This is a genomic window from Clostridioides sp. ES-W-0018-02 (assembly GCF_020658175.1).
Taxonomy (GTDB): domain Bacteria; phylum Bacillota; class Clostridia; order Peptostreptococcales; family Peptostreptococcaceae; genus Clostridioides.
In genome coordinates this window covers 23,990-50,157 of the sequence record NZ_JACVVY010000007.1, presented here as the reverse complement: position 1 = coordinate 50,157, position 26,168 = coordinate 23,990, and the positions used below count along the sequence as shown (strand labels likewise).

The following is a 26,168-nucleotide window of genomic DNA, read 5'->3' as shown; positions in this document are numbered from 1 at the left end:
ATTGGAAATAATATACTCTTCTTATCAATAGTGGATAGGGGGAGTTTTTTTATAGATTTAAAGTAATAAATTTTTAAGTGATGATGGAGGATTCAAAAATGGAAAAAGTAGAAAGTTTTAAATTAGATCATACAAAAGTTAAAGCTCCTTTTGTGAGAAAGTGTAGTGTACTTGATGGAGTTAAAGGAGATAAAATAACTAAATTTGACTTGAGATTTTTACAACCAAATGTAGAAAGCTTTGGAACTGCTGCTATGCATGGTTTAGAACATTTATTAGCAACTTATTTAAGAGAGACATTAGATGGAGTGATAGATTTATCTCCAATGGGGTGCAGAACAGGATTTTATTTAATATTATGGGGAGATATAGATGCTAAAACAGTTAAAGATGGCTTAGAAAAGGCATTAAAGAAAGTAATTGAATCTGATAAAATGCCAGCTGCTACAGCTTTAGAATGTGGAAATTATAGAGACTTATCTTTATTTGGAGCAAAAGAATATGCAAAAGATGTTTTAGATAAAGGATTTTCTCTTAATATATATGGAGAATAATGTAATTGAAAGAGAACGTATAAGCATAAATCAAAGTGAGGTTCTAAGGTATTTACAATATAAAGGACAAGAAATAGATAAAGAACTTAAAGAAACTATTGATGAATGTATAGAAATAGCCAAAAACAAGATAAATCCTAGATATATATCTAGGATTTATCCTATCAAAATAAATAAAGATAAGATTGTAGAACTAGAGGGAACAAATTTAACCTTAAAAAGTAAGGATATATATGAACTTCTAAAAGACTGTGATGAATGTGTAATTATGGCAGCTACTTTGGGAATAGAGGTAGAAAAGGAAATAAAAAGATACTCTTACTCAGACTTAACAAGAGGACTAATAATTGATTCATGTGGAACAACAGCAATAGAAGAAGTATGCGATATTGTTCAAAATGATATAGAAAAGGTTTTTTTAAAACAAAACAAATTTATAACTATGCGATATAGCCCAGGATATGGGGACTTACCAATAGAGAAAAATATAGATATATTAAATGTTTTAAATGCTCAAAAACAAATAGGACTCACAATTACATCAAATGGGATTATGATACCAAGAAAATCAGTAGTAGCTATTATAGGCATTTCTAATTTGAAAATAGATAAATCAAAGAAAGAAAAATCGTGTGAAAATTGTAAAAACTACAGAAATTGTACATATAGAAAAGGAGCGAATTCTTGTGGAAATAAGACAATATCTAAAGGATAATATATTAATATTTGATGGTGCAATGGGAACAATGCTTCAACAAAAGGGGTTAAAAATAGGTGAAAATCCAGAAGTATTTGGTCTTCAAAATCCAGAAAAACTTATAGAGATACATACATCATATTTAGAAGCAGGCTCAAATGTAATTCTTACAAATACTTTTGGGTGTAATGAATTAAAATTAGATAGTGAATATACAGTAGAAAAAGTTATTGACAATGCTATTTTAGTAGCTAGAAAAGCTATAGAAAATGTAGATAACACTAAACCTAGATATGTAGCACTAGATATTGGTCCTATAGGAGAAATGTTAGAGCCTATGGGAACTTTAAGCTTTGACAGAGCATATGAGATATTTAAAAGACAAGTATTACAGGGAGTTAAATCTGGAGCTGATGTAATAGTAATAGAGACTATGATGGATTTATATGAAGCTAAAGCAGCCGTTTTAGCGGCTAAAGAGAATTCTGACTTACCTGTTTTCTGTACTATGACATTTGATGAGAGTGGGAGAAGTTTTACTGGATGTATGCCAGAAAGTATGGTTGCCACAATAGAAGGTCTGGGAGTTGATGCAATAGGAGTAAACTGTTCATTAGGTCCTAAACAGCTTTTGCCAATAGTCAAAAAAATTGTGTCAAGAGCTTCAATACCTGTAATGGTTCAAGCAAATGCAGGTTTACCAAATATAGTTGATGGAGAAGCTATCTATGATGTTGATGCAAAGGAATTTTTTGAGGGAGTCAAAAAATTTGTTGAAGCTGGAGCAACTATAATAGGCGGGTGTTGTGGCACAAATCCAAGCTTTATAAAAGAAATATCTGAAAATATAAGTTCTGTTAAAAAGGGAAGTACCGAAAAGATTGATAAATGTGTAGTTTGTTCGCCCTCAAAATTTGTGGAAGTAGAATCACCTACAGTTGTCGGAGAAAGATTAAATCCAACTGGTAGAAAATCTTTACAAGAAGCTTTAAAAAATGAAAATTTAGATTATGCAATAAATTTGGGGTTGGAACAAGTAAGTGCTGGTGCACAAATATTAGGCGTGAATGTTGGTTTGCCAGAAATAAATGAAAAGAAATTAATGCCAAAGTTGATAAAAGAGATTCAAGCAGTAGTAGATACACCATTACAAGTCGATTCTTCCAATGTAGAGGCTTTAGAACAAGGTCTTAGATATTATAATGGTAGAACAATTGTAAACTCTGTAAACGGCAAAGAAGAGTCCTTAGAAAGCATATTACCAATAGTTAAAAAGTATGGTGCATGTGTGGTTGGTCTTGCATTAGATGAAAAAGGTATACCTAAAAGAGCTGAGGAAAGATTTGAAATAGCAAAAAAAATAGTTGATAGAGCAGTTTCTTATGGAATAAAACCAAAAGATATATTTATAGATTGTTTATCACTAACTGTTTCAGCACAACAAGAGGAAGCAATAGAAACTATAAGAGCCATAACAATGGTTAAGACATTAGGGGTAAAAACTATACTAGGTGTTTCAAATATTTCATTTGGACTTCCAAATAGAAAAGCACTTAATGCTTCTTTTTTAACGTTAGCTTTAGGAGCAGGGCTTGACTTAGCAATTATAAATCCAAACGAATATAGTATGATGGAGGCTATTAATTCTTTTAGAATCTTAAATAATACAGATAAAGGCTGCGTAGATTATATAAATCAATATAGTAATATGAATAATTCAAAACAGTCTGATTCCACTATTAAAGCTAATAAAGACTTATCACTAGATGTTTTAGTTGAAAGGGGATTAAAAGAAGAAGCCAAAAATGAAACGTTGAATCTTTTAAAAGAGAAGGATGAAAATTATATATTAGATAAAATTTTAATTCCAGCTCTTGATAGAGTAGGAAAGAAATATGATAGTGGAGACATCTTTTTACCACAACTTATTCAATCAGCAGAAACAGTGAAAACTGCACTAAATACAATAAAAGAAACCTTAATAAGTAGAAGTAGTGATAATGTATCTAAAGGAAAAATAATAGTTGCTACAGTAAAAGGAGATATTCATGATATTGGAAAAAATATAGTAAAAATAATGCTAGAGAATTATGGATATGAAGTTATAGACTTAGGAAAAGATGTTCCAATTGAGGAAGTAGTAGAGGTTGCTAAAAAAAGAGATATAAAGTTAGTAGGGTTAAGTGCACTTATGACTACAACTGTTCAAAGTATGAAAGATACAATTCAAGCATTAAGAGATAATGAAATAAATGCAAAAGTATTTGTAGGTGGTGCTGTTTTGACAGAAGAATATGCTGAGGAAATGGGAGCTGACTATTATTCAAAGGATGCAAAATCTGCTGTTGAGATAGCAAAGCTAAATTTTTAGCATGTAAATCGAAATAAAGGTTTTACTAAATAGGATATTTTATATATAATATAAATATAAGTTTTAGAAACTTATGTCCAAAATAATAGGAATTAATCTATAATAATGAGATTAATTAATATAAAAAAATATTTATCATCAACATTAAAAAGGGCTGGGAAGTCTGGTATAACTTCCGTCAGCCCTTTTTAGTATAAAAACACTTAAAAAGCCCAATTGCCATCTTTAAAAATCTGTATATGTTTTCCATCATGAGTTTCTCCGACAATATCCATATCTGAAGAACCAACCATAAAGTCAACATGTGTTAGACTATCATTTACCCCATACTCATCTAATTCTTCATCTTTCAAATCATTTCCACCATCTAAGCAAGTCTTATATGCAGAACCAATTGCAAAGTGGCAAGAAGCATTTTCATCATATAAAGTATTATAAAAAATAATATTTGTATCAGATATTGGAGAGTTATATGGAACAAGAGCAACCTCTCCTAGATAATGAGAACCCTCATCTGTTTCAATAAGTTTCTTTAATGTTTCTAGTCCCTTTTCAGCAGAGAAATCTACTATTTTACCATCTTTGAAAGTCAAAGAGAAATTATCAATTATATTTCCTCCATAAACAAGGGGTTTAGTACTGTATACAGTTCCATTGACTTTAAACTTGTGTGGCATTCCAAAAATCTCTTCAGTTGGAATGTTAGGATTAAAACTTACTCCGTTAGGGTCTTTAGATGCTCCACTTAACCAAATATGACCTTTTGGTAAATCTAAAGTTAAATCAGTTTTTGAAGATTTATACTTTAAAGTTTTAAAATTACTTTCATTTAAAAAATCCATTTTAGACTTTAGATTTTCATTATGTTCTTTCCATGCTTTTATAGGGTCTTGTCCATCAACTCTTGAACACTTAAATATGGCATCCCATAATTTATCTATTGCTTCATCTTCTGATAAACTTGGAAATACTTTTTTTGCCCAATCTTTTGTTGGTACAGAAACTATACTCCATTTACATTTATCTGTTAGCGTATAAGAACGCCACTCTTTTAAAGCCTTTCCAGAAGCTTTTTGAAAGTTAGCAACTTTCTCAGGGTCAACATCTTTTAATAAATCAGGGTTTTGAGCATATACTGATAAAAATGCTCCACCTTCTTTAGCTATATCTACATATTGATCTGCTGTCCATTTTGGAAACTCATGAAATGCTTCGTTTGGAGCATATAAATATTTAATGAGAGTACTTTCTTCATCAGACCATTCTATATATACATTTTTAGCTCCACATTTATATGCTTCCCTCAGTGCATTTCTTGCAAAATCAGCACATTCGATTGGTGATTTTATAAGTAAAGTTTGACCTGGCTGTATGTTAACTCCGACCTTAATTGCTAACTCAGCATATTTTTCTAAATTTTTATTGAAATCCATATCTATCCTCCTGTATTTTTAACATTAAATAACTTATAAATATTATATCATTACTTAGATTTTGGGTCATATTTAAAATATTTATACTTAATAGACTGAGAAATAAAAAATATGTATTTTAATTAAAATAGATTGTTTAGATATATAATTGTAACTAAGACGTTATTTTTTGTTGATAATAGTATTAAAGTAGAAATAAAAATACTTTTTTAGTGAAAGGCTATACAAGAATACCGAAAAAAACTTATAATATAATAATGAGATAGATATTTATAATGAAATAAAAAATTTTCTGGCAAAGCTTATATATGTTTAAATATAGTAGTTTATATATTATGAACAGAAGATTTCAGTTAGGAGGGCATAAATGGAGCTTTATGAAGCCATTTTTTATAGAAAATCTGTAAGAAATTTTTCCAGTACAAAACTAAAAAAGCCATTAATGGAAGAAATAAAAAGAAGTTGTAAAAATTTAGAATACTTAAATGAAGATTTAAATATTAAAGCACATGTTGTTGATAGAGGTCATATAATACACTTTTTAATGGGGAAAGAGTGTAAAGTAAAAGCACCTCATTATATAGTAGTCACATCAGATAAGGGAAAAGACTATTTACAAAATATAGGTTTTGCTACTGAAGGTATAGTATTACGTCTTACAACATTAGGAGTAGCTACTTGTTGGCTGGAGTCCACATTAAAAAGAGAAGATATCTTGGAATTTGTAGATATTGGAAACAAAGACCCAAGAGAAGATGAAGAAGACGATTTAGATTATTTAGCTGGAATAAAAACAGAAGAAGAAGATGAAAACAAAATAGAAAATCCATATATAATAATAGCTTTTGGATATCCGGCAAAAAATGAAGATTTATTTAGGACAAGATATGCTAGACCTGATAGAAAACCAGTAAAAGATATTATAAATAAAATAAATAGAAATAGAAAATGGAAAGAAATATTAGAATTTACAAGAAGAGCTCCATCTGTGAAAAACTCTCAACCTTGGTATTTTCACAAAGATGAACGAGGTCTTCATCTATTTGAAAAGAAACCTAAGAAACATTGTGAATATATGAATAAGGTTAGCTTAGGTGTAGGTTTAAGACATTTTGATATAGCATGTATAAAAAATAAAATAGATGTTTCATATGAAAAACTTCCTATAAAGAATAAAATAGGAAAATCATATTTTATAACTGTAGTTGAACATGTAAAACCAGAAGAAGAAGAAACTCAAGATGAAAATTTAAGTTTGGAAAAAGAACAATCACAAAATGAATAAAATTTTGAGAGGGGATAGTAGACATGTATAAGTGTGGGAAATGTAATCTTAGAGGCTGTTCAGATGGAGATATGGATAAGCTAATGAAGATATGCCCAACTAGGGAAGTTGAGTTACAAGAAAAAGCAAAAAAACTTTATGAAGAGGAAGAAAATAGAAAAATAGCTTATAATGCTGGATTAATTGAAACAGAGGGATACTGTCAATATACTAGGTTAAAAGAGATTATAGAGTTTGCTAAAAAATGTGACTATAAAAAAATTGGTATAGCATTTTGTATTGGTTTAAAAAGAGAAATGCAAACAGTACAAAAGGTATTTGAACATCATGGATTTGAAGTGTTTTCTGTTATATGTAAAAATGGAGCGATTCCTAAGACTACAGTTGGATTGAAGCCATCACAAACAATATCAAAATGTAAAGATGAAATAATGTGTAATCCAATAGGGCAAGCTTTATTTTTAAATGAGGCTAAAGTTGACCTTAATATAATTCTTGGATTATGTGTTGGTCATGATACATTAGCCATGAAATATATGGAAGCTCCTATAACAACTCTAATTGTCAAAGATAGAGTAACTGGGCATAATCCAGCTGCTGCTATATATAATGCAGAGTCTTATTTTGAAAAAAAATTATTTGATAAAGATGAAGAATAATTCAAAGACTTATTGACATAAAAAGCAATTAGTGGTTTAATTATAAAAAAGATGAAACTTTAAAATATCCTTAAGATACATAAAGTTATATAAATAAAGAAAAAATATTATGACTAAATTCCTTAAACTAGTCCAGAGAGACTAAAGGGTTATAGATAGTGTTAATATATAACCTCTAGTAAATCACCTAGAGGTTTTTGATGAGTATAAAATAAAAAATTTAAATATAATAAAGTCTTTTAAACTAGTCCAGAGAGACTGGGAAAGATATCTCATAGCTAATTAATATCAAAGTTATGTATAGATAAAATCCTTGTGCCTCTTTTGGTGTAAGGATTTTTTTATGAGGATTTAGGCTTTATTAAAAAGGAGATATAAAAATGATAAATGGTAAAGAGAAGCTAATAGTTGCAATTGATACTGACGAATTTGATAAAGCTAAAGAACTAATAGACAAATTGGAAGATAGTGTAGATATATTTAAAGTAGGACTAGAACAATATGTGGCTACAAAAGGAAAGACAATAGACTATTTAAAAGAAAAAGGTAAAAAAATATTTCTAGACCTTAAATTCCATGATATTCCAAATACTATGAAAAGTGCAGTAAGAGCTGCAGTAAGAGATAATGTTTGGTTAATGACAATTCATGTATCAGATATGGAAGGGATGAGACAATGTGCACTAGTTGCTAAAGAAGAAGCAGAGAGATTAAATATAGAAAAACCTTTGGTGGTTGGAGTAACAGTTTTAACTTCATTAAGCAACCAAGACTTACAAGATATAGGATGTAATATGACAACAGAAGAATTGGCTATAAAGAGAGCTAAATTAGCAAAAGAATCAGGAATAGATGGAGTTGTTTGCTCAGCTCAAGAAGTAGATAAGATAGTAGAGGCATGTGGAACTGATTTTATAACAGTTTGCCCAGGGATAAGACCTAAGTCAGCAGAAGTTGGAGACCAAAAAAGAGTTGTTACTCCATCAGATGCAATAAAAAGAGGAGCTCATTATTTAGTTGTTGGAAGACCTATAACAAAAGCAGAAAGTCCAAGAGAATCAGCTATTAATATTGTAAAAGAAATAGAAAATGCTTAGATAAAACATTTGGGAGGTAGCTTATATGAAGGGGAAATTAATTTTAGAAGATGGAACAGTATTTGAAGGAAAAGCATTTGGATATTTAAAGGAAGCTGTTGGTGAAGTTGTGTTTAATACTTCAATGGCAGGATATGGTGAACTACTGACAGATGCAACTTATTATGGACAAATAGTGACAATGACATATCCACTTATAGGGAACTATGGAATAAATTTAGAAGATGTTGAATCAAATAAAGTACAAGTAAAAGGACTTATAGTAAGAGAAAAAAGTGACAACCCAAATAATTTTAGATGTGAAATGGATATAGACACATATCTAAAGCAAAACAAAGTAATTGGACTTGAAGGAATAGATACAAGAGCATTGACTAAGATTATTAGAAATAATGGAACAAAAAAAGGTATTATAACTTTAGAAAATGTATCATTACAAGAAATTCAGTCTAAATTAACAGAGTGTTGCAATAAAGATTCTGTTAAAAGTGTTACAAGAAAAGAAATTGAAAATATTAAAGGGACTGGTATTAAAGTCGTAGTTGTAGACTTTGGTGTTAAAAATAGTATATTAGACTCACTGAAAGCTTGTAACTGTGACATAGTAGTAGTACCAGCAATGACTACTTCAGAAGAAATTTTAAATATAAACCCTGACTTGATATTATTATCTAATGGGCCAGGTAATCCAGAAGATATAAATGATATAGTTGAAAATATAAAGAAATTAGTAGGCAAAAAACCACTAGCAGGAATCGGTTTAGGACATCAAATTTTGGCATTAGCATTAGGTGGAAAAACTTCAAAACTTGCATTTGGACATAGAGGAGGAAATCATCCAGTTAAATGTTTAGAAACAGGAAAAGTATTTATAACTTCTCAAAATCACGGATACAATGTTTCAGAAATGCCAGAAGATACAGAGATAACTCATGTAAATTTAAATGACAATACTATAGAAGGAATGAGACATAAGGAATTACCAATATATAGTGTTCAGTACATTCCAGAATACACAACAAAAGAAGATTTAGATTGTATATTTAATAAATTCTTAGCATTAATATAGATTTAGTATTATTTACAGATAGTAAAAACCATTTAGATAAGGAGAAAAATTTATGCCTAAATTAGATAGTATAAAGAAAACTTTAGTATTAGGGTCAGGACCAATAATAATAGGTCAAGCGGCAGAATTTGACTATTCGGGAACTCAAGCATGTCAATCTTTAAAAGAAGAAGGTATTGAAGTTGTATTAATAAATAGTAATCCAGCTACAATAATGACTGATAAAGAAGTGGCAGATAAAATATATATAGAACCATTAACAATAGAATTTATAGAAAAAATAATAGAAAAAGAAAGACCAGATAGCTTACTTGCAGGTATGGGTGGACAAACAGGATTAAACTTAGCAGTTGAGCTTTATGAAAAAGGCATACTAGATAAATATGGAGTAAAAATAATAGGTACTTCAGTAGAATCTATTAAAAAAGGTGAAGACAGAGATATATTTAGAGATGTAATGAAAGAAATAAATCAACCTGTAATAGTTAGTGATATAGTTACAGATTTACAAGCAGGTCTTGATTATGCACTTACAATAGGGTATCCAGTAGTTGTAAGACCAGCATATACATTAGGTGGAACTGGTGGAGGTATCGCTGATACTGAGGAAGAATTAAGAGAGATACTTTCACATGGATTGCAATTAAGCCCAGTTGGACAAGTATTAATTGAAAAAAGTATAAAAGGTTGGAAAGAAATAGAATATGAAGTAATAAGAGATTCAAAAGGAAACTGTATAGTTGTATGTAACATGGAAAATATAGACCCAGTTGGAGTTCATACAGGAGATAGTATAGTTGTTGCTCCAACACAAACTCTAAGCAATAAAGAATGTGCGATGCTTAAAAAAGCATCTTTAGATATATTAAATGCAGTAGAAGTTCAAGGTGGATGCAATGTTCAGTTTGCATTAAACCCACATAGTTTTGAATATGCAGTTATAGAGATAAATCCAAGAGTTAGTAGATCATCAGCATTAGCATCAAAAGCTACAGGATATCCAATAGCAAAAGTTTCATCAAAAATAGCTTTAGGATATACTTTGGATGAAATAGAAAATGCAGTAACTAAAAAAACTTATGCTTGTTTTGAGCCAACTATAGACTATGTAGTTGCTAAGATACCAAAATGGCCATTTGATAAATTTAAAAAGGCAAATAGAAAATTAGGAACTAAGATGATGGCAACTGGTGAAATAATGAGTATAGGAAGTAACTTTGAAGCTGCTATTCTTAAGGGAATAAGATCACTAGAAACAGGAAAATATTCATTAGTTCATGCTCCATCAGAAGAGAGAAGTATTGAAGCGTTGAAGAAAAGAGTTGTAGTACCTGATGATGAAAGATTGTTTGATTTAGCTGAAATGATAAGAAGAGGCTATAAAGTAGAAATGATAGAACAAATCACAGGAATAGACAAATGGTTTATAAATAAATTTAAATGGATAGTTGAACAAGAAGAAAAATTAAAAGTTATGAAGATTGAAGACTTAACTAAAGATTATCTTCTTGAGTTAAAGAAAAAAGGATTCTCTGATAAAGGTATATCTGACTTAATGAAGATAAGCCCAGAAAAATTATACGAATTAAGAAGTCTATATAACATAAAACCAGCATACAAAATGGTTGATACATGTGCAGGAGAAATAGATGCGATATCTCCATATTATTACTCAACTTATGAGCAATATGATGAAGTAGTTGTAAGTGATAAGAAAAAAGTAATAGTGTTAGGCTCTGGACCAATAAGAATAGGTCAAGGTATAGAATTTGACTATTGTTCAGTTCACTGTGTAAAATCTTTGAGAAAGATGGATATAGAAACTATAATCATAAACAATAACCCTGAAACAGTAAGTACAGATTTTGATACATCAGATAAACTATATTTTGAACCATTAACAGAAGAAGAAGTTTTAAGTATAATTGAAAAAGAAAAACCAGAAGGTGTAATACTACAATTTGGAGGACAAACAGCTATAAAACTAGCTAAGTTCTTACATGAGAAAAATATACCTATATTGGGAACTGATTTTGATGATATAGATGCAGCGGAAGATAGAGAAAAATTTGATGATTTATTAGAGAGATTAGATATAAATAGACCAAAAGGAAAAGGTGTATGGTCACTTAATGAAGGTATTGAAGTTGCTAATGAATTAGGTTATCCAGTATTAGTTAGACCATCTTATGTACTTGGTGGTCAAGGTATGGAAATAACTTACAATGAAGAAAAATTATCTCAATACCTACAGGATGCATTTGATAGAGACCATAAGAATCCAGTACTTATAGACAAGTATTTAACTGGTAGAGAAATAGAAGTAGATGCCATATGTGATAAAGAAGATATATTAATACCTGGAATAATGGAACACTTAGAAAGAGCTGGAGTTCACTCTGGAGATAGTACGACAATGTATCCAAGCCAAAATATATCTGATAAGATAAAAGAAAAGATAGTAGAATACACTAAAAAAATAGCTTTAGACCTTAATGTAATTGGTATGGTTAATATACAATTTATAGAATTCCAGAATGAATTATATATAATAGAGGTTAATCCTAGAGCCAGTAGAACAGTACCATATATAAGTAAAGTGAGTGGGGTACCAATAGTTGATTTAGCTACTAAATGTATGTTAGGAGCTAAATTAAAGGATTTAGGATATGGTACAGGAGTTTATAAAGAGCCTAAACTAGTATCAGTAAAAGTGCCAGTATTCTCAATGTCTAAATTAGCTAAAGTTGAAGTAAGTCTTGGACCTGAAATGAAATCTACAGGAGAAGTTTTAGGTGTAGGAGAAAACCTAGAAGAAGCTCTATATAAAGGATTCTTGGCTGCAGGTAGACATATGTCTGACGAAAGAGGAGTAGTACTTGCTACTGTTAATAATAACGATAAAGATGAGTTTATAGCAATAGCAAAAGATATGAAAGAGTTAGGATACACTTTTGTTGCTACAGAAGGTACAGCTAAGAGTCTAAGAGAAAATGGAATAGAAGCTGATATAGTAAATAGAGTGGAAGAATCTAGACCAAACATACTAGATGCTATAAGAAATAAACAAGTTGATATAGTAATAAATACACCTACTAAAGGTAATGACTCAACAAGAGACGGATTTAAAATGAGAAGAACAGCTATTGAATTTTCTACTGAAATAATGACATCTTTAGATACACTAAAAGCTCTAGTAGAGGTTAAGAAAAAACACCTAAACAAAGATAAGTTAAAAGTTTACAATATAGCTGAATAGAAATTAAGTTGATTGTATAGTTTAAGAATTTAATCATTAAATTAAAAAGAAGAAGTTATTTTTTCTATGAGTTTTTACTTTTGAGATAACTTCTTTTTTTTAAGAAATTTGTAGTATAATAGAAAAAGATAAAAAATAAATGTAAATAAGTATAAAACTAGAATGTAAAAGTGAAAAATAGATATAGATATTTAAAAGATTATATTTAGTTAATGTTCTTTAGTTTGCCTAAAGAGAATTATAGGAGGTACTGTAATATGAAAGCAAGGTTAATATTAGAAGATGGGACAGTTTTTATAGGAAAAGCATTTGGATATTTAGAAGAAAGTGTAGGAGAAGTAGTATTTAACACTTCGATGATAGGATATGGTGAAGTTTTAACAGACCCTTCTTACTATGGTCAAATAGTTACTATGACTTATCCTCTTATAGGAAATTATGGTATAAATTTATCATCAGCAGAATCTGAAAAAGTGCAAGTGAAAGGATTTATAGTAAGAGAAAAAAGTGATTCTCCAAGTAATTTTAGATGTGAGATTGATATAGACCAATATTTAAAGCAAAATAAAGTGATAGGACTAGAAGGAATAGATACAAGAGCTTTAACTAAGATACTTAGAAATAATGGGACAATGAAAGGTATAATTACATTAGAAGATAGCAAGTTAGAAGATGTTAAACATAAATTAGATAAGTTTTCAAATACAGAAGCAGTTAGAACGGTTACAAGAAAAGAAGTAGAGCATATAGAAGGAAATGGACCAAAAGTAGCTGTTATGGATTTTGGAGTTAAAAGAAATATCTTAAGATCATTTATAGCTCGTGGATGTGATATAACAATATTCCCAGCTACAACATCTCCAGAAGATGTATTAAGTATAAACCCTGATTTAATATTTTTATCAAATGGGCCTGGAGACCCAGAGGATTTAGAAGATGTTATAGAAAATATAAAAGCTCTAATTGGTAAAAAGCCTATAGTTGGAATATGCTTAGGGCATCAGCTTTTAGCCCTAGCTCTTGGAGGAAAAACTGCTAAACTTAAATTTGGACATAGAGGTGGAAATCATCCAGTTAAAGATTTAGAAGAGGGAAAAGTATTTATAACTTCTCAAAATCATGGATATTATGTTTCAGAAGTTCCTGAACAAATGAAAGTGACACATATAAATTTAAATGATAATACTGTTGAGGGAATGAGACATGAGAAGCTAGATGTATACAGTGTTCAATACCACCCTGAAGCTTGTCCAGGGCCAAAAGATAATGACTATATTTTCGATAAGTTTTTAGAGTTCGTAAAATAAATAATATAAATATATATAATATATAACTAAAAATAAGACTAACTTAAATCAAAAAAATATTGGTTTAATTAATATAGATATAATAAATAATCTCAAATTTAATATGGAATAAAATAATTAAAATTGATTGTATAGATTATGAAGATAGAAACTGTGAAAATTGTTTAGATAAGGAGAAAGAGTTATGCCTAAATTAGATAGTATAAAGAAAACTTTAGTATTAGGGTCAGGGCCAATAATAATAGGTCAAGCAGCAGAGTTTGACTACTCAGGAACACAGGCCTGCCAAGCATTAAAAGAAGAGGGAATAGAAGTTGTATTAGTAAATAGTAATCCAGCGACGATAATGACTGATAAAGAAATTGCAGATAAAATATATATAGAACCATTAACAATAGAATTTATAGAAAAAATAATAGAAAAAGAAAGACCAGATAGCTTACTTGCAGGTATGGGTGGTCAAACAGGACTAAACTTGGCTGTAGAATTGCATGATGCTGGTATACTAGATAAATATAATGTAAAAGTTATAGGCACATCTATAGAGTCTATAAAAAAGGGTGAGGATAGAGATTTATTTAGAGAAGTAATGAAAGAAATAAATCAACCTGTAATAGTTAGTGATATAGTTACAAACCTAGAAGCAGGTCTTGAATTTGCAAGCAAAATAGGATATCCAGTGGTTGTAAGACCAGCATATACACTAGGTGGAACTGGCGGAGGTATAGCTGATACTGAGGAAGAATTAAGAGAGATACTTTCACATGGATTGCAATTAAGTCCAGTAGGTCAAGTTCTTCTTGAAAAGAGTATAAAAGGTTGGAAAGAAATAGAATATGAAGTAATGAGAGATGGGAATGGAAACTGTATAACTGTATGTAACATGGAAAATGTAGACCCAGTTGGAGTTCATACAGGAGATAGTATAGTTGTTGCTCCAAGTCAAACTTTAAGTGATGAAGAATACCAACTACTTAGAAAAGCATCAATAGATATAATAAATGCAATAGAGGTTCAAGGTGGATGTAATGTTCAAATAGCTTTAAATCCACATAGCTTAGAATATGCAATAATAGAAATAAATCCAAGAGTTAGTAGATCATCAGCACTAGCATCAAAAGCTACAGGATATCCAATAGCAAAAGTGGCAGCTAAGATAGCCTTAGGATATACTTTGGATGAAATAGAAAATGCAGTAACTAAAAAAACTTATGCTTGTTTTGAGCCAACTTTAGATTATGTAGTAGTAAAAATACCAAAATGGCCATTTGATAAATTTAAAAAGGCAAATAGAAAACTAGGAACTAAGATGATGGCAACTGGTGAAATAATGAGTATAGGAAGCAACTTTGAAGCTGCTATTCTTAAGGGAATAAGATCACTAGAAACAGGAAAATATTCATTAGTTCATGCTCCATCAGAAGGTAGAACGTTAGAAGAGTTAAAGAAAAGAGTTGTAGTACCTGATGATGAAAGATTGTTTGATTTAGCTGAAATGATAAGAAGAGGCTATAAAGTAGAAATGATAGAAGAAATCACTGGTGTTGATAAGTGGTTTATAAATAAATTTAAATGGATAGTTGAGCAAGAAGAAAAATTAAAAGGTCTTAAAATAGAAGATTTAGATAAGGAATACTTACATGAATTAAAGAAAAAAGGATTCTCTGATAAAGGTATATCTGACTTAATGAAGATAAGCCCAGAAAAATTATACGAATTAAGAAGTCTATATAATATACAACCAGTTTATAAAATGGTTGATACATGTGGAGGAGAATTTGAAGCTCTATCTCCATATTACTACTCAACTTATGAGCAATATGATGAAGTAGTTGTAAGTGATAAGAGAAAAGTTGTAGTATTAGGTTCTGGACCAATAAGAATAGGTCAAGGTATAGAATTTGACTATTGTTCAGTTCACTGTGTAAAATCTTTAAGAAAAATGGGTATAGAAACTATAATTGTAAACAATAACCCTGAAACAGTAAGTACAGATTTTGATACATCAGATAAACTATATTTTGAACCATTAACAGAAGAAGAAGTTTTAAACATAATTGAAAAAGAAAAACCAGAAGGTGTAATACTACAATTTGGAGGACAAACAGCTATAAAACTAGCTAAGTTCTTACATGAGAAAAAAATACCTATATTGGGAACTGATTTTGATGATATAGATGCAGCAGAAGATAGAGAAAAATTTGACGACTTATTAGAGAGATTAGATATAAATAGACCAAAAGGAAAAGGTGTGTGGACAACTAATGAAGGTATTGAAGTTGCTAATGAATTAGGTTATCCAGTATTAGTTAGACCATCTTATGTACTTGGTGGTCAAGGTATGGAAATAACTTATAACGAGGAAAAATTAACTCAGTATTTAGATGATGCTTTTGCCAGAGACCATAAGAATCCAGTACTTATAGATAAATATCTAACTGGTAGAGAAATAGAAGTAGATGCTATATGTGATAAAGAAGATATATTAATACCTGGAATAATGGAACATTTAGAAAGAGCTGGAGTTCACTCTGGAGATAGTACGACAATGTATCCAAGCCAAAATATATCTGATAAGATAAAAGACAAAATTCTAGAATATACTAAAAAAATAGCTTTAGACCTTAATGTAATTGGTATGGTTAATATACAATTTATAGAATTCCAGAATGAATTATATATAATAGAGGTTAATCCTAGAGCCAGTAGAACAGTACCATATATAAGTAAAGTGAGTGGGGTACCAATAGTTGACTTAGCTACTAAATGTATGTTAGGAGCTAAATTAAAGGATTTAGGATATGGTACAGGAGTTTATAAAGAGCCTAAACTAGTATCAGTAAAAGTGCCAGTATTCTCAATGTCTAAATTAGCTAAAGTTGAAGTAAGTCTTGGACCTGAAATGAAATCTACAGGAGAAGTTTTAGGTGTAGGAGAAAATCTAGAAGAAGCTCTATATAAAGGATTCTTAGCCGCAGGTAGACATATGTCTGACGAAAGAGGAGTAGTACTTGCTACTGTTAATAATAACGATAAAGATGAGTTTATAGAAATAGCAAAAGATATGAAAGAGTTAGGATACACTTTTGTTGCTACAGAAGGTACAGCTAAGAGTCTAAGAGAGAATGGAATAGAAGCTGATATAGTAAATAGAGTTGAAGAGCCTAGACCAAATATACTAGATGCTATAAGAAATAAACAAGTTGATATAGTAATAAATACACCTACTAAAGGTAATGACTCAACAAGAGACGGATTTAAAATGAGAAGAACAGCTATTGAATTTTCTACTGAAATAATGACATCTTTAGATACATTAAAAGCCTTAGTAGAGGTTAAGAAAAAGCATATAAATAAAGATAAATTAAAAGTTTATAATATAGCAGAATAAAAAACAAAATAATATTTAGATTAATTAAAGGCGTTAGTTCCTAGGAGCTTTCGCCTTTAATTAATACTCTATAATTATTTTCTTATGTGAACTAAAATAAATATCAATCTTGATACTATCAGTTTTTTCTTTAATCATTAGATAGAGGATAAGAGTGGTAGTCATGAATTTCTTCATGTATAAGATTTTCATATTTATCATAATAGTATTTAATTGTAACAACTATTTTATCTCCTTTAGATACATTTCTATAGAGTTTTTTATTTTTAATAGAGTAGACCTCATCTTTATATATGGCATTAACTATAAAAATTTCTGACTCATAATCAAATGTACCCATTACTGGATTATAGTGTTTTGAATCTTCTTTATAGCAGAAGCTTTCAACAGTCATTATATAAGTTCCAAATGAAATCCATTTGGTACCTTTAAATAAATTTACTTTCTCATTAATATATGAAACGCCTGGCGTATCAAGAATTTTTTCTAATAATATTTTTTTCTCCATATACAAAAACTCCTTTCATAGTACCTATTAATATCGTAGTACTTACTCGTATAAATAAAACAAAACTATATTTATTAATGTGACTACATAACATAGTCATTTTCTATTTCTTTCTTTAATCTATTAATTATAATGCTTAAAATTATCAATATAACTACTACAATTATCAAAGCTATAATCAACCAAGGTGGAACTATGTGACCAAAACCTCTATTGGCTGTAAATGCAGCAGCTGCAACAAGCCATCCAAATAAATTTAAAAATAAGAGCCTTGAATTTGATAATCTTCGCAATAAAACTTTTTTAGGTTCTATTTTTTGTTTAAACATTGAGCGTAATTCTACTGACATCTCACCATCACCATCAAATCTTTCAATTGCCTTATTTTGTGCTTCATCTATTTTATATCCATTTTCAATAAATTCATTTGCAGATGTTGTTAGATGTTCTCTTAGCTCTTCTTTTAAATCTTGAATTTCTTTGTTATTTTCACTCTTATATAGTGTTTCTAAATACTCTTCTATTATTTTCATAAATCTAATCCCCCTTCTTTAGAAACTTGTTCATAATATCTTGTATAAAGTACCACTCTTGAATTTTTACTTCTAAGTTGTCCTTTCCATCATCTGTTATATTGTAATACTTTCTCCTGCTTCCTACGCCTTGGTCATTTCCCCAATAAGATTTTATCAAGCCCTTAGATTCTAATCTTTTAAGAGACACATAGAGTGTACTTTCTTTTAATTCAAATGTAGTTTCATCTCTAACTACTTTTGCTATTTCATATCCATATGAATCTCCTTTGCTTAGTATTGATAATATTAAAGTATCAATATGACCTTTAAGCACTTCTTTGTTTAAGTCCATAAATTCACCTACTTTATTTTATCATATACCTCGTATTATAAGGTATATAGATATATAATAAAACATTTCATATTATTTTCCAAGTCTAAACTATAAAATTTTAATTATTATTTAAAAAGGGCATTCCATTTATGATTTAAAAATCATTTGGAAACGCCCTTTTTATAATACCTGATTATACTAGACATCTTAAATCAATTTCTCTCTTTTTAACCTGTATCTGAATTTCGGTTAGAAGTTCATCTTCATTGTTTGTAGATAGAGGGTCTATTATAGGTATCTCATATATATAATTTTCAATAGGTATCCTTTTATAATCAACATAATCAACTAACTTTTTAAAAGCAGTATAATTTTCTCTGTAAGAGCCTTTATATGTCATACAAATAAAATCACCAGCTGAAATTTCAGATATATATTTTTGAGACTTAGCATCAAATAAATCTCTTTCAACATTTACAAAGCTATTTTCATAGATGACTTTATCTTCCTTTAAGAATTTATCTATAGATACAAGACCACTTACTCCACCATAAAACACAGAGATATTATCTTCTAGTATATTTGCTATTTGTCTTCTGGAAAGCTCCATAGTTTCTTCATTACTTAAACCTTCTTCATATTCTATGGATAAAATACTTCTTCTTGGAATATGTTTTCTTACTATTTTACCTACTTCATCTACTCTCATACCTTTTTCCATTGTTTCTTTTTTTGTACTTAATACTTTTTTTATAAGTTCTAATTCTTTAATTTTTTCATCTACGATATTAATCTTATTGGTTAATAATTTTAGAATTTCTTCATTGTTTTCATCTAATTTTTCTTTGATTTCTTTTAATGGCATACCTAGATACTTTAAGTATTTTATAATATCCAATTGTGAAAATTGGTCAATTGAGTAATATCTGTAATTGCTTTCTTGGTCAACATGAACAGGTTTAAATAAATCTATTTGGTCATAGTATCTTAGCGTTTGTATGCTTATTTTGTGAAGCTTTGACATTTCGCCTATTGAAAACTTTTTACTCATATAATCACCTCATTTGAGATTTAGAATATATTCCATGGATATTTATCAGGTGGAGTACATATAAATTCCATTTTTTCTTTTGTTGTTGGATGGCAAATTTCTATTTTATTAGACCAAAGAGAAATCTGTTGTCCAATTTTATTTACTTCTTGGCCATATCTTTGGTCTCCATATAATGGGTGTTTTCTAGTTGCAAATTGAACTCTTATCTGATGAGAACGACCAGTTTTTAAGTTTACTTGAACTAAGCTTAGATTTTCTTTAAAACCCAAAACTTTGTAACTAAGTTCAGCTTCTTTAGCATCCTTATGGTTTTTTTTCACAACACTCACCATATTTGTTTTTTTATTTTTATATAAAAAATCTTTTAATATGTCTGAATCGGATTTCATTTTACCATGAACAACTGCCATATAGGTTTTTTTGAATGTCTTATTTCTTACTTGTTCAGACAATCTTGAGGCAGCTTTTGATGTTTTGGCAAAAACCATGACTCCACCCACTGGTCTATCCAATCTATGTACCAAACCAATATATACATTTCCAGGTTTATTGTACTTTGTTTTGATATAGTCTTTTAAAAGATTTACCATGTCCTTATCATTGGTATCATCTCCTTGAGATAATACATTTACAGGTTTATCTACAACTAATAAATGGTTATCTTCATATATGACTTTTATCATTATTTTTTCTCCCATCTTCCAAATATACCACAAGGAAGTATTTTACCATCCCTAGAAGCTGGTATTCCTAATTCTCCACCATAGATTTCGCCATTGTTTGCCTTTTTACCTATTGTTGTAGACAGTACATTTTCTAGAACTATTGGAGAAAATCCTGTTGTATAAGAATTAATTAGAAAGAATAAAGGATTATCAGATAAAACACCCATACATAAATCCACAAAGCTATATAATTTTTCTTCTATTTGCCATACTTCTCCTTTAGGTCCTCTCCCATAAGAAGGAGGGTCCATTATTATTGCATCATATTTCTTACCTCTTCTTATTTCCCTTTCAACAAACTTTACAACATCATCTACTATAAATCTTACTGTTTGATTTTTAAGTCCTGATAACTCTATATTTTCTTTTGCCCAGTTGACCATACCCTTTGCAGCATCAACATGACATACTTCTGCACCAGCGGATGCACATGCTACTGTAGCTCCTCCTGTATATGCAAAAAGATTTAATACTTTTATAGGTCTGTCAGCTTTTTTGATTTTATCCATCATCCAGTCCCAATTGGCTGCTTGTTCTGGGAATAATCCAGTATGTTTAAATCCAGTTGGTTTAATGTGAAATTTTAAGTTTTTGTAATTTATAGTCCATTGTTCTGGATATCTTTTTTTGTGTTCCCACTGACCTCCACCTTTATTACTTCTATGATAATGTCCGTGAGGGTTTTTCCATAGAGCCCATTCAGACTCCATTGGCCATACAACCTGTGGGTCTGGTCTTCTAAGTACATACTTACCCCAACGCTCTAATTTTTCTCCATTTCCCATATCTATAAGTTCATAATCTTTCCATTTATCTGCTAATAATAACATATCTTTCCTCCTATAAAATAACTCTCAATCCTATGTATTATACCACAAAATCAGTCATTTTTTGCTGTTTTAGATACTTTCTATTCTTTACATTTATTGTTAACATTATTACTCTTTTAAACATATTATATAGTATCTGATTTTTTTAATAAGAGGAGGAGAGTTTTAATGGAAAATTATCAAGCTACAAATACTTGTACATATAACATATTATATGTGCAGTTTAATGAAGACTTTGGCAGAAGCAAATACTTTTCATATGATGTAAAATATCCTATTCTGTACAATATTAGAAATCAATCCACCTATGTAAATCCGCCTATTTTAAACAACATAAATTCTGCTGTAAATATGACTGTAAATAATTTTAAGCTTGGGTTGCAAGAAGAAGAACAAGAATATAATAATGCAGCTTCTCAAAATTCACTTCCAAAACAAAGTTACTGGGTTTCTACTAATTATGCAGTTACTTTCAGTAAAAACTATGTACTAAGTATGATATTAAATCTTATGGGATTTGCTAGTAGTTCTGGACCTAAGTACAATACATTAAATAATTACAATATAGACTTAACAAATGGAAAAGAACTTTTACTAGGTGATATTTTTAGAGATGGAGTTGACTATATAAACATAATAACTGATTATATAAAAGCTGAAATTAATGAAAACAGAGAAATGTATTACTCTAATGTAGAGTTAGTTATACCTGAAGATCAGGCATTTTATATTACAGATGATGGGATTGTTATCTATTTTGGTGTAGATGAGATAGCACCTGAAAGCTTTGGAATCCCTAAATTCAAGATAAGATTTTCTGATTTTGGAAATTTTATAAATCAACGTTTCTATTGTATCTCTCCAGACATATATGTTCAATCAAGAGGAAGAACTAAGCATTTTATGGTATAAAAATATAGATAATTCTGAGCCCTATTTTAGTATATCAAGATTTATGCTGGAGTAGGGTTAAGATTTATCTATCTTAAAAACATAATTTAAACAGTACTATTTGTATATGTTAGTTATATAGACTCAGACCTACTGATAAACATTTATATAGTACAATTAATTTGTATTAAAAGTTTTAACTTTTGACTCAACAAGAAGATTATATTATTATATATATTTAAGTTGTTATTTTTTTTTATACATTTGCTGATAAGCAGAATTTTTATTGATTACTTCTACCTTTAAATTGGGATTACTTACTACTTCATACAAAAAAAGTTTTCCTAATTTTAACCTGATGTTCATCTCCAACCTGTTCCATTCATAGCCTTTGAACAATTCTTTTAATAAAAAAACTTCTCCGCAATGGATGTTTTTTAACTCATCTATTGCATCATTTAACAGACTATTCATATTATTTCCTCCAATTTGTATAATTTCATTAACTTCATTATATTGTTAATTTTTGACATAGTCAAACAAATTATAAAGGAATTATAATGGTGTCAAAAGTTAACAGTATTGACACCAAAAATTCGTTTTAGTAAAATGTATAAAGACAAGTAGATACAGATATCTACAAATTCCTGCATTAAATATTTACGTTAGGAAGTGATTATTATTATATATGGATATTGCCGTGTCAGTACAAAGAACCAGACAGATAACAATAGTTTGTATCAACAACAGCAAGAGATATTAAGCAAGTATAACAATGCTAAAATAATAAAAGAAACTTATACAGGGACTACCACAAATAGACCTAAATTTGAAAAAATTATATCTTCTTTAAAGAAGGGAGATTTACTTGTTGCGACTAAACTTGATAGGCTAGCTAGAAGTACATCAGAAGGGATACAACTGATAGAGGGTTTATTTGCTAAAGAAGTTAGTGTCCATATTTTAAATATAGGTCTCCTAGAAAATACTTCAATGGGGAAATTCTTTTTAACTACATTACTTGCAGTTGCAGAACTTGAAAGAAATATGATAATAGAACGAACTCAGTTGGGAAAAGAATTTGCTAGAAAGAAAAAAGATTTTAAGGATGGTAGACCAAAGAAATATAGTAATCAGCAGATACAATACGCATTGGGATTATTAAATTCTAAGCCTTATAGAGAGGTTGTGAAGATGACTGGTATCTCTAAAAGCACACTTATTCGTGCGAAGAAATCAATTTAATGAGATTTTACTTATAAAAAATTAGAGGTATAAATAAATTGGATTATTTGAATATATTTATGCCTCTAATTAATTTTATTTACAGATGTTAAATTATAGTAATGTATAATTACTATAGACTTTTGATGAGAAAATGACAATAAAAGAATTTATACAGAGAACAAAAAATTGATACTTTATGTATTGAATCAAATTTAATATAAAAAGAGATATGTCTTAAAACAAGCTTATTTTAAGACATATCTCTTTTTATATTAAATTTTTTAAACATTGTAAAAAAAATATCAAAAACATATTGACTCTATAGTTACTATAGAGTTTATAATTAAAACTATAAAAAAGCAAAATAAGTGTCAGATTTTTAGAAATTATAACAAATATAAAAGTATACTTAAAAAGTTTGTATTAATTAAAGCTGAATTGGTGAAATTTGGCAGGGAAAACGTTGTATAAATAGGTCAAAATAGGAGGAATTAAAATGAGTAATAATATTAATCAAGATTTGGAGACAAAAATAATACATTGGGGACATAGTGCAGACCCAACAACAGGTGCATTAGCTACTCCAATATGTCAAACAGCAACATTTGCTGCAAAGACAGTAGAGCATTTTGAAGAGTTATGTATGACATGGGGGTATGTATATACAAGAGAGTGTAATCCGACACTTACAGAGCTAGAGGCTAAATTAGCTATGCTTGAAAATGCAGAAAGTGCTATTTCTAGTACATCAGGTATGGGAGCAATAACATCTACTATATTAGCATTAGTAAAAAGTGGAGACCATATAGTTAGTTCTGATGGAATATTCTCACATACTAAATTATTTATGTCTGAGTTGTTAGCCAAATTTGGCGTTGAAGTTACATTTGTAGATGCAGTAAACCCACAAAATGTAAAAGATGCAATGAAATCAAATACTAAGATAGTTTATATAGAAAGTCCATTAAATCCATCATTAGATTTAGTAGATATAAAAACAATAGCAGAAATTGCTCACGAAAATAAGAGTTTAGCTATTGTTGACAGCACTTTTGGTACTCCAATTATACAAAGGCCAATAGACTTAGGCGCAGACTTAGTAATACATAGTCTTACTAAGTTTATAAATGGACATGGAGATACTTTAGGGGGAGCAGTAGCAGGTTCAAAGGAATTAATAGATTTAGTTAGATGGCCAAGTTTATGTTGTTTTACAGGAGCATCTTTACCACCAATGAGTGCATGGATGATTTTAAGAGGTATGAAAACGTTAGACATGAGAATGAAAAAACACTGTGAAAATGGATTGGCAGTAGCAGAGTTTTTAGAGCAAGAAGAAAATGTAGAACTGGTAAAATATCCAGCACTAAAAACTCATCCTCAGTATGAACTTTGTAAAACTCAAATGAATGGTTTAGGTGGAGGAGTAGTTTCATTTAAACTTAAAGACGGAATAAATGGATTAACAAGAGACCAAGCTAGTAGAAAATTAATGAACTCTTTAGAACTTGCAACAATAGCAACAAGTTTAGGAGAAGAACATACATTAGTTCAAATGAATGGAGAAAATCTAATAAGAATAGCAGTAGGATTAGAGTCTGCAAATGATATAATAAATGACTTTAAACAAGCTATAGAAAAATTAAAATAAAGTTATATAAATAAAACTAGAAAATTAAAATCTTAAGGAGACAAAATCATGGAAAACAAAAGTAATGTTAAGAGATTTTTGGTAATATTCATATTGGCATTTGGGACAACAGCTATGTATAGTTTACCATATATGAAGTCATCATTTTATGATCCAATGCAACAAGCATTAGCATTGAGTCATACGCAAATAGGGAACTTATTGAGTTTATATGGATTAGTAGGAATGGTATCTTATTTTATAGGTGGATGGTTTGCTGATAGATTTTCAGTTAGAAAACTGATAACTTTTTCTTTAATTGCTTCAGGAGCATTAGGGTTTTACTTCTCAACATTTCCATCATACAACATGATTCTTTTAATATTTGTATTATGGGGATTTACAACAATATTAACATTCTTCTCAGCTTCTGTTAAGGTTGTTAGAATGCAAGGTAGTGAATCAGAGCAAGGAAGAATATTTGGATTTTATGAAGGTTTATCAGGGGTATCAGGTACATTAATTTCTTTTATAGGTCTTTACTTCTTTGGAAAGTTTGCTGAAATAACTATTGGATTTAAATATGTAGTATGGTTATATTCTGCAGCATCTATAATATGTGGTATACTTTTATTCTTCTTAGTAGAAGAAAAGAAAGATACTGGAGCATCAGATGAAGGATTAAGCATTAAATCATTACTAAAAGTAGTTACAATGCCAAAAGCTTGGCTGATTGGTCTTATAATATTTTCAACTTACTTAGTATTTTCAAGTTTAACTTATTTAAGCCCATACTTATCAGAAGTTTATGTAATGCCAATGACTTTAGTTTCAGCTTTATCAATAATTAGAACTTATGTTATAAAAATGGGAGCATCTCCTATTGCAGGTGTTATAACAGATAAAGTTGGTTCATCTATAAGAGTAATGTTTGTAGGATTTATATTAATGACAATAAGTACAGCAGCTTACTTAGTAATCCCTAAGAGTGCAGCACTTATATGGATAGCTGTAATAAATATGATAATACTAAGTGTAATCTTATTTGGATTTAGAGGTATATACTTTGCATCTGTTTCAGAGTCTAATATATCTTTAGAAACTACAGGAGCAGTAGTTGGATTCGCTTCATTTATAGGATTTTCTCCAGATGCATTTTACTATACAGTTGCAGGTAACTGGTTAGATAAATATGGACAAACAGGATATACGTATATATTTATTCTATCTGTAGTGTGTGCAGTCATAGGTATATTTGCCACTTATGCTTTAAATAAAATAAATAAAAAAGAAAATAAAAACTTGAATAATAAAATCGCTTAAATACTTATA

General features: G+C 29.5%; 22 protein-coding genes. 14 read left to right on the top strand and 8 right to left on the bottom strand.

What is annotated here, in order from left to right:
- Positions 1–98 precede the first annotated feature (98 nt).
- The 3 genes from IC219_RS15250 to IC219_RS15240 are packed head-to-tail and all read left to right on the top strand — an operon-like array spanning position 99 to position 3,622.
- On the top strand, positions 99–554 hold the full coding sequence (locus IC219_RS15250; protein WP_227436419.1) for an S-ribosylhomocysteine lyase: 456 nt from the start codon (positions 99–101) through the stop codon (positions 552–554).
- Complete coding sequence (locus IC219_RS15245; RefSeq protein ID WP_227436417.1) at positions 544–1,269, top strand: vitamin B12 dependent-methionine synthase activation domain-containing protein; 726 nt, start codon at positions 544–546, stop codon at positions 1,267–1,269. The genes IC219_RS15250 and IC219_RS15245 overlap by 11 nt, the downstream gene beginning before the upstream one ends.
- Positions 1,241–3,622, top strand: coding sequence for a homocysteine S-methyltransferase family protein (locus IC219_RS15240; protein ID WP_227436415.1), 2,382 nt, complete (start codon positions 1,241–1,243; stop codon positions 3,620–3,622). The genes IC219_RS15245 and IC219_RS15240 overlap by 29 nt, the downstream gene beginning before the upstream one ends.
- 203 nt (positions 3,623–3,825) lie before the next feature.
- Here the strand turns inward: IC219_RS15240 and IC219_RS15235 are convergent, their stop codons facing one another.
- On the bottom strand, positions 3,826–5,055 hold the full coding sequence (locus IC219_RS15235; protein WP_227483285.1) for an aminopeptidase: 1,230 nt from the start codon (positions 5,053–5,055) through the stop codon (positions 3,826–3,828).
- 367 nt (positions 5,056–5,422) lie between these two features.
- On the opposite strand from IC219_RS15235, the gene IC219_RS15230 reads away from it, so the two are divergent.
- The 7 genes from IC219_RS15230 (at position 5,423) to carB (IC219_RS15200) (ending at position 17,122) form a co-directional block, all read left to right on the top strand.
- Positions 5,423–6,340 carry a nitroreductase family protein gene (locus IC219_RS15230; RefSeq protein ID WP_227483284.1) on the top strand — a complete coding sequence of 306 codons (918 nt, stop codon included), beginning with the start codon at positions 5,423–5,425 and terminating at the stop codon, positions 6,338–6,340.
- A gap of 23 nt (positions 6,341–6,363) precedes the next feature.
- Positions 6,364–6,999: a DUF1847 domain-containing protein gene (locus IC219_RS15225; RefSeq protein ID WP_227436409.1), complete on the top strand. Its 636-nt coding sequence runs from the start codon at positions 6,364–6,366 to the stop codon at positions 6,997–6,999.
- A gap of 380 nt (positions 7,000–7,379) precedes the next feature.
- Positions 7,380–8,096 (top strand): orotidine-5'-phosphate decarboxylase, encoded by a 717-nt coding sequence (gene pyrF, locus IC219_RS15220; protein WP_227436407.1) that lies wholly within the window; start codon positions 7,380–7,382, stop codon positions 8,094–8,096.
- Between the two features lie 25 nt (positions 8,097–8,121).
- Positions 8,122–9,165, top strand: a complete 1,044-nt coding sequence (carA, locus tag IC219_RS15215) for a glutamine-hydrolyzing carbamoyl-phosphate synthase small subunit (protein WP_227831469.1) — start codon at positions 8,122–8,124, stop codon at positions 9,163–9,165.
- A gap of 52 nt (positions 9,166–9,217) precedes the next feature.
- Complete coding sequence (gene carB / locus IC219_RS15210; protein ID WP_227831468.1) at positions 9,218–12,424, top strand: carbamoyl-phosphate synthase large subunit; 3,207 nt, start codon at positions 9,218–9,220, stop codon at positions 12,422–12,424.
- Positions 12,425–12,681: 257 nt separating this feature from the next.
- Positions 12,682–13,731, top strand: coding sequence for a glutamine-hydrolyzing carbamoyl-phosphate synthase small subunit (gene carA / locus IC219_RS15205; RefSeq protein ID WP_227436401.1), 1,050 nt, complete (start codon positions 12,682–12,684; stop codon positions 13,729–13,731).
- Between the two features lie 184 nt (positions 13,732–13,915).
- Entirely contained in the window at positions 13,916–17,122 is a 3,207-nt protein-coding gene (gene carB / locus IC219_RS15200) for a carbamoyl-phosphate synthase large subunit (protein ID WP_227831467.1), read from the top strand.
- Positions 17,123–17,252: 130 nt separating this feature from the next.
- On the opposite strand, the gene IC219_RS15195 is transcribed toward carB (IC219_RS15200), so the two are convergent.
- The 6 genes from IC219_RS15195 to IC219_RS15170 form a co-directional block, all read right to left on the bottom strand.
- Complete coding sequence (locus IC219_RS15195) at positions 17,253–17,630, bottom strand: DNA polymerase III subunit delta (RefSeq protein WP_227437582.1); 378 nt, start codon at positions 17,628–17,630, stop codon at positions 17,253–17,255.
- An 83-nt stretch (positions 17,631–17,713) separates the two neighbouring features.
- Positions 17,714–18,163: a permease prefix domain 1-containing protein gene (locus tag IC219_RS15190; RefSeq protein WP_227825049.1), complete on the bottom strand. Its 450-nt coding sequence runs from the start codon at positions 18,161–18,163 to the stop codon at positions 17,714–17,716.
- A 4-nt stretch (positions 18,164–18,167) separates the two neighbouring features.
- Positions 18,168–18,497 carry a PadR family transcriptional regulator gene (locus IC219_RS15185; RefSeq protein WP_227437578.1) on the bottom strand — a complete coding sequence of 110 codons (330 nt, stop codon included), beginning with the start codon at positions 18,495–18,497 and terminating at the stop codon, positions 18,168–18,170.
- 175 nt (positions 18,498–18,672) lie between these two features.
- Complete coding sequence (locus tag IC219_RS15180) at positions 18,673–19,530, bottom strand: MerR family transcriptional regulator (protein ID WP_227437576.1); 858 nt, start codon at positions 19,528–19,530, stop codon at positions 18,673–18,675.
- 20 nt (positions 19,531–19,550) lie between these two features.
- Positions 19,551–20,216 (bottom strand): RluA family pseudouridine synthase, encoded by a 666-nt coding sequence (locus IC219_RS15175; RefSeq protein WP_227437575.1) that lies wholly within the window; start codon positions 20,214–20,216, stop codon positions 19,551–19,553.
- Positions 20,216–21,088: a class I SAM-dependent methyltransferase gene (locus IC219_RS15170; RefSeq protein ID WP_227437573.1), complete on the bottom strand. Its 873-nt coding sequence runs from the start codon at positions 21,086–21,088 to the stop codon at positions 20,216–20,218. The genes IC219_RS15175 and IC219_RS15170 overlap by 1 nt, the downstream gene beginning before the upstream one ends.
- A gap of 168 nt (positions 21,089–21,256) precedes the next feature.
- Between IC219_RS15170 and IC219_RS15165 the strand changes: the two genes are divergently transcribed.
- Complete coding sequence (locus IC219_RS15165) at positions 21,257–22,000, top strand: RsiV family protein (protein ID WP_227831466.1); 744 nt, start codon at positions 21,257–21,259, stop codon at positions 21,998–22,000.
- 225 nt (positions 22,001–22,225) lie between these two features.
- Here IC219_RS15165 and IC219_RS15160 read toward each other — a convergent pair whose 3' ends face one another.
- Positions 22,226–22,453: a single-stranded DNA-binding protein gene (locus IC219_RS15160; RefSeq protein WP_227437569.1), complete on the bottom strand. Its 228-nt coding sequence runs from the start codon at positions 22,451–22,453 to the stop codon at positions 22,226–22,228.
- Positions 22,454–22,654: 201 nt separating this feature from the next.
- Between IC219_RS15160 and IC219_RS15155 the strand changes: the two genes are divergently transcribed.
- From IC219_RS15155 to IC219_RS15145, 3 genes are all read left to right on the top strand, one after another.
- Positions 22,655–23,224 (top strand): recombinase family protein, encoded by a 570-nt coding sequence (locus IC219_RS15155; protein ID WP_227831493.1) that lies wholly within the window; start codon positions 22,655–22,657, stop codon positions 23,222–23,224.
- Positions 23,225–23,702: 478 nt separating this feature from the next.
- Positions 23,703–24,857, top strand: a complete 1,155-nt coding sequence (locus IC219_RS15150) for a trans-sulfuration enzyme family protein (RefSeq protein ID WP_227437567.1) — start codon at positions 23,703–23,705, stop codon at positions 24,855–24,857.
- A gap of 48 nt (positions 24,858–24,905) precedes the next feature.
- On the top strand, positions 24,906–26,159 hold the full coding sequence (locus tag IC219_RS15145) for an MFS transporter (protein ID WP_227437565.1): 1,254 nt from the start codon (positions 24,906–24,908) through the stop codon (positions 26,157–26,159).
- Positions 26,160–26,168 lie beyond the last annotated feature (9 nt).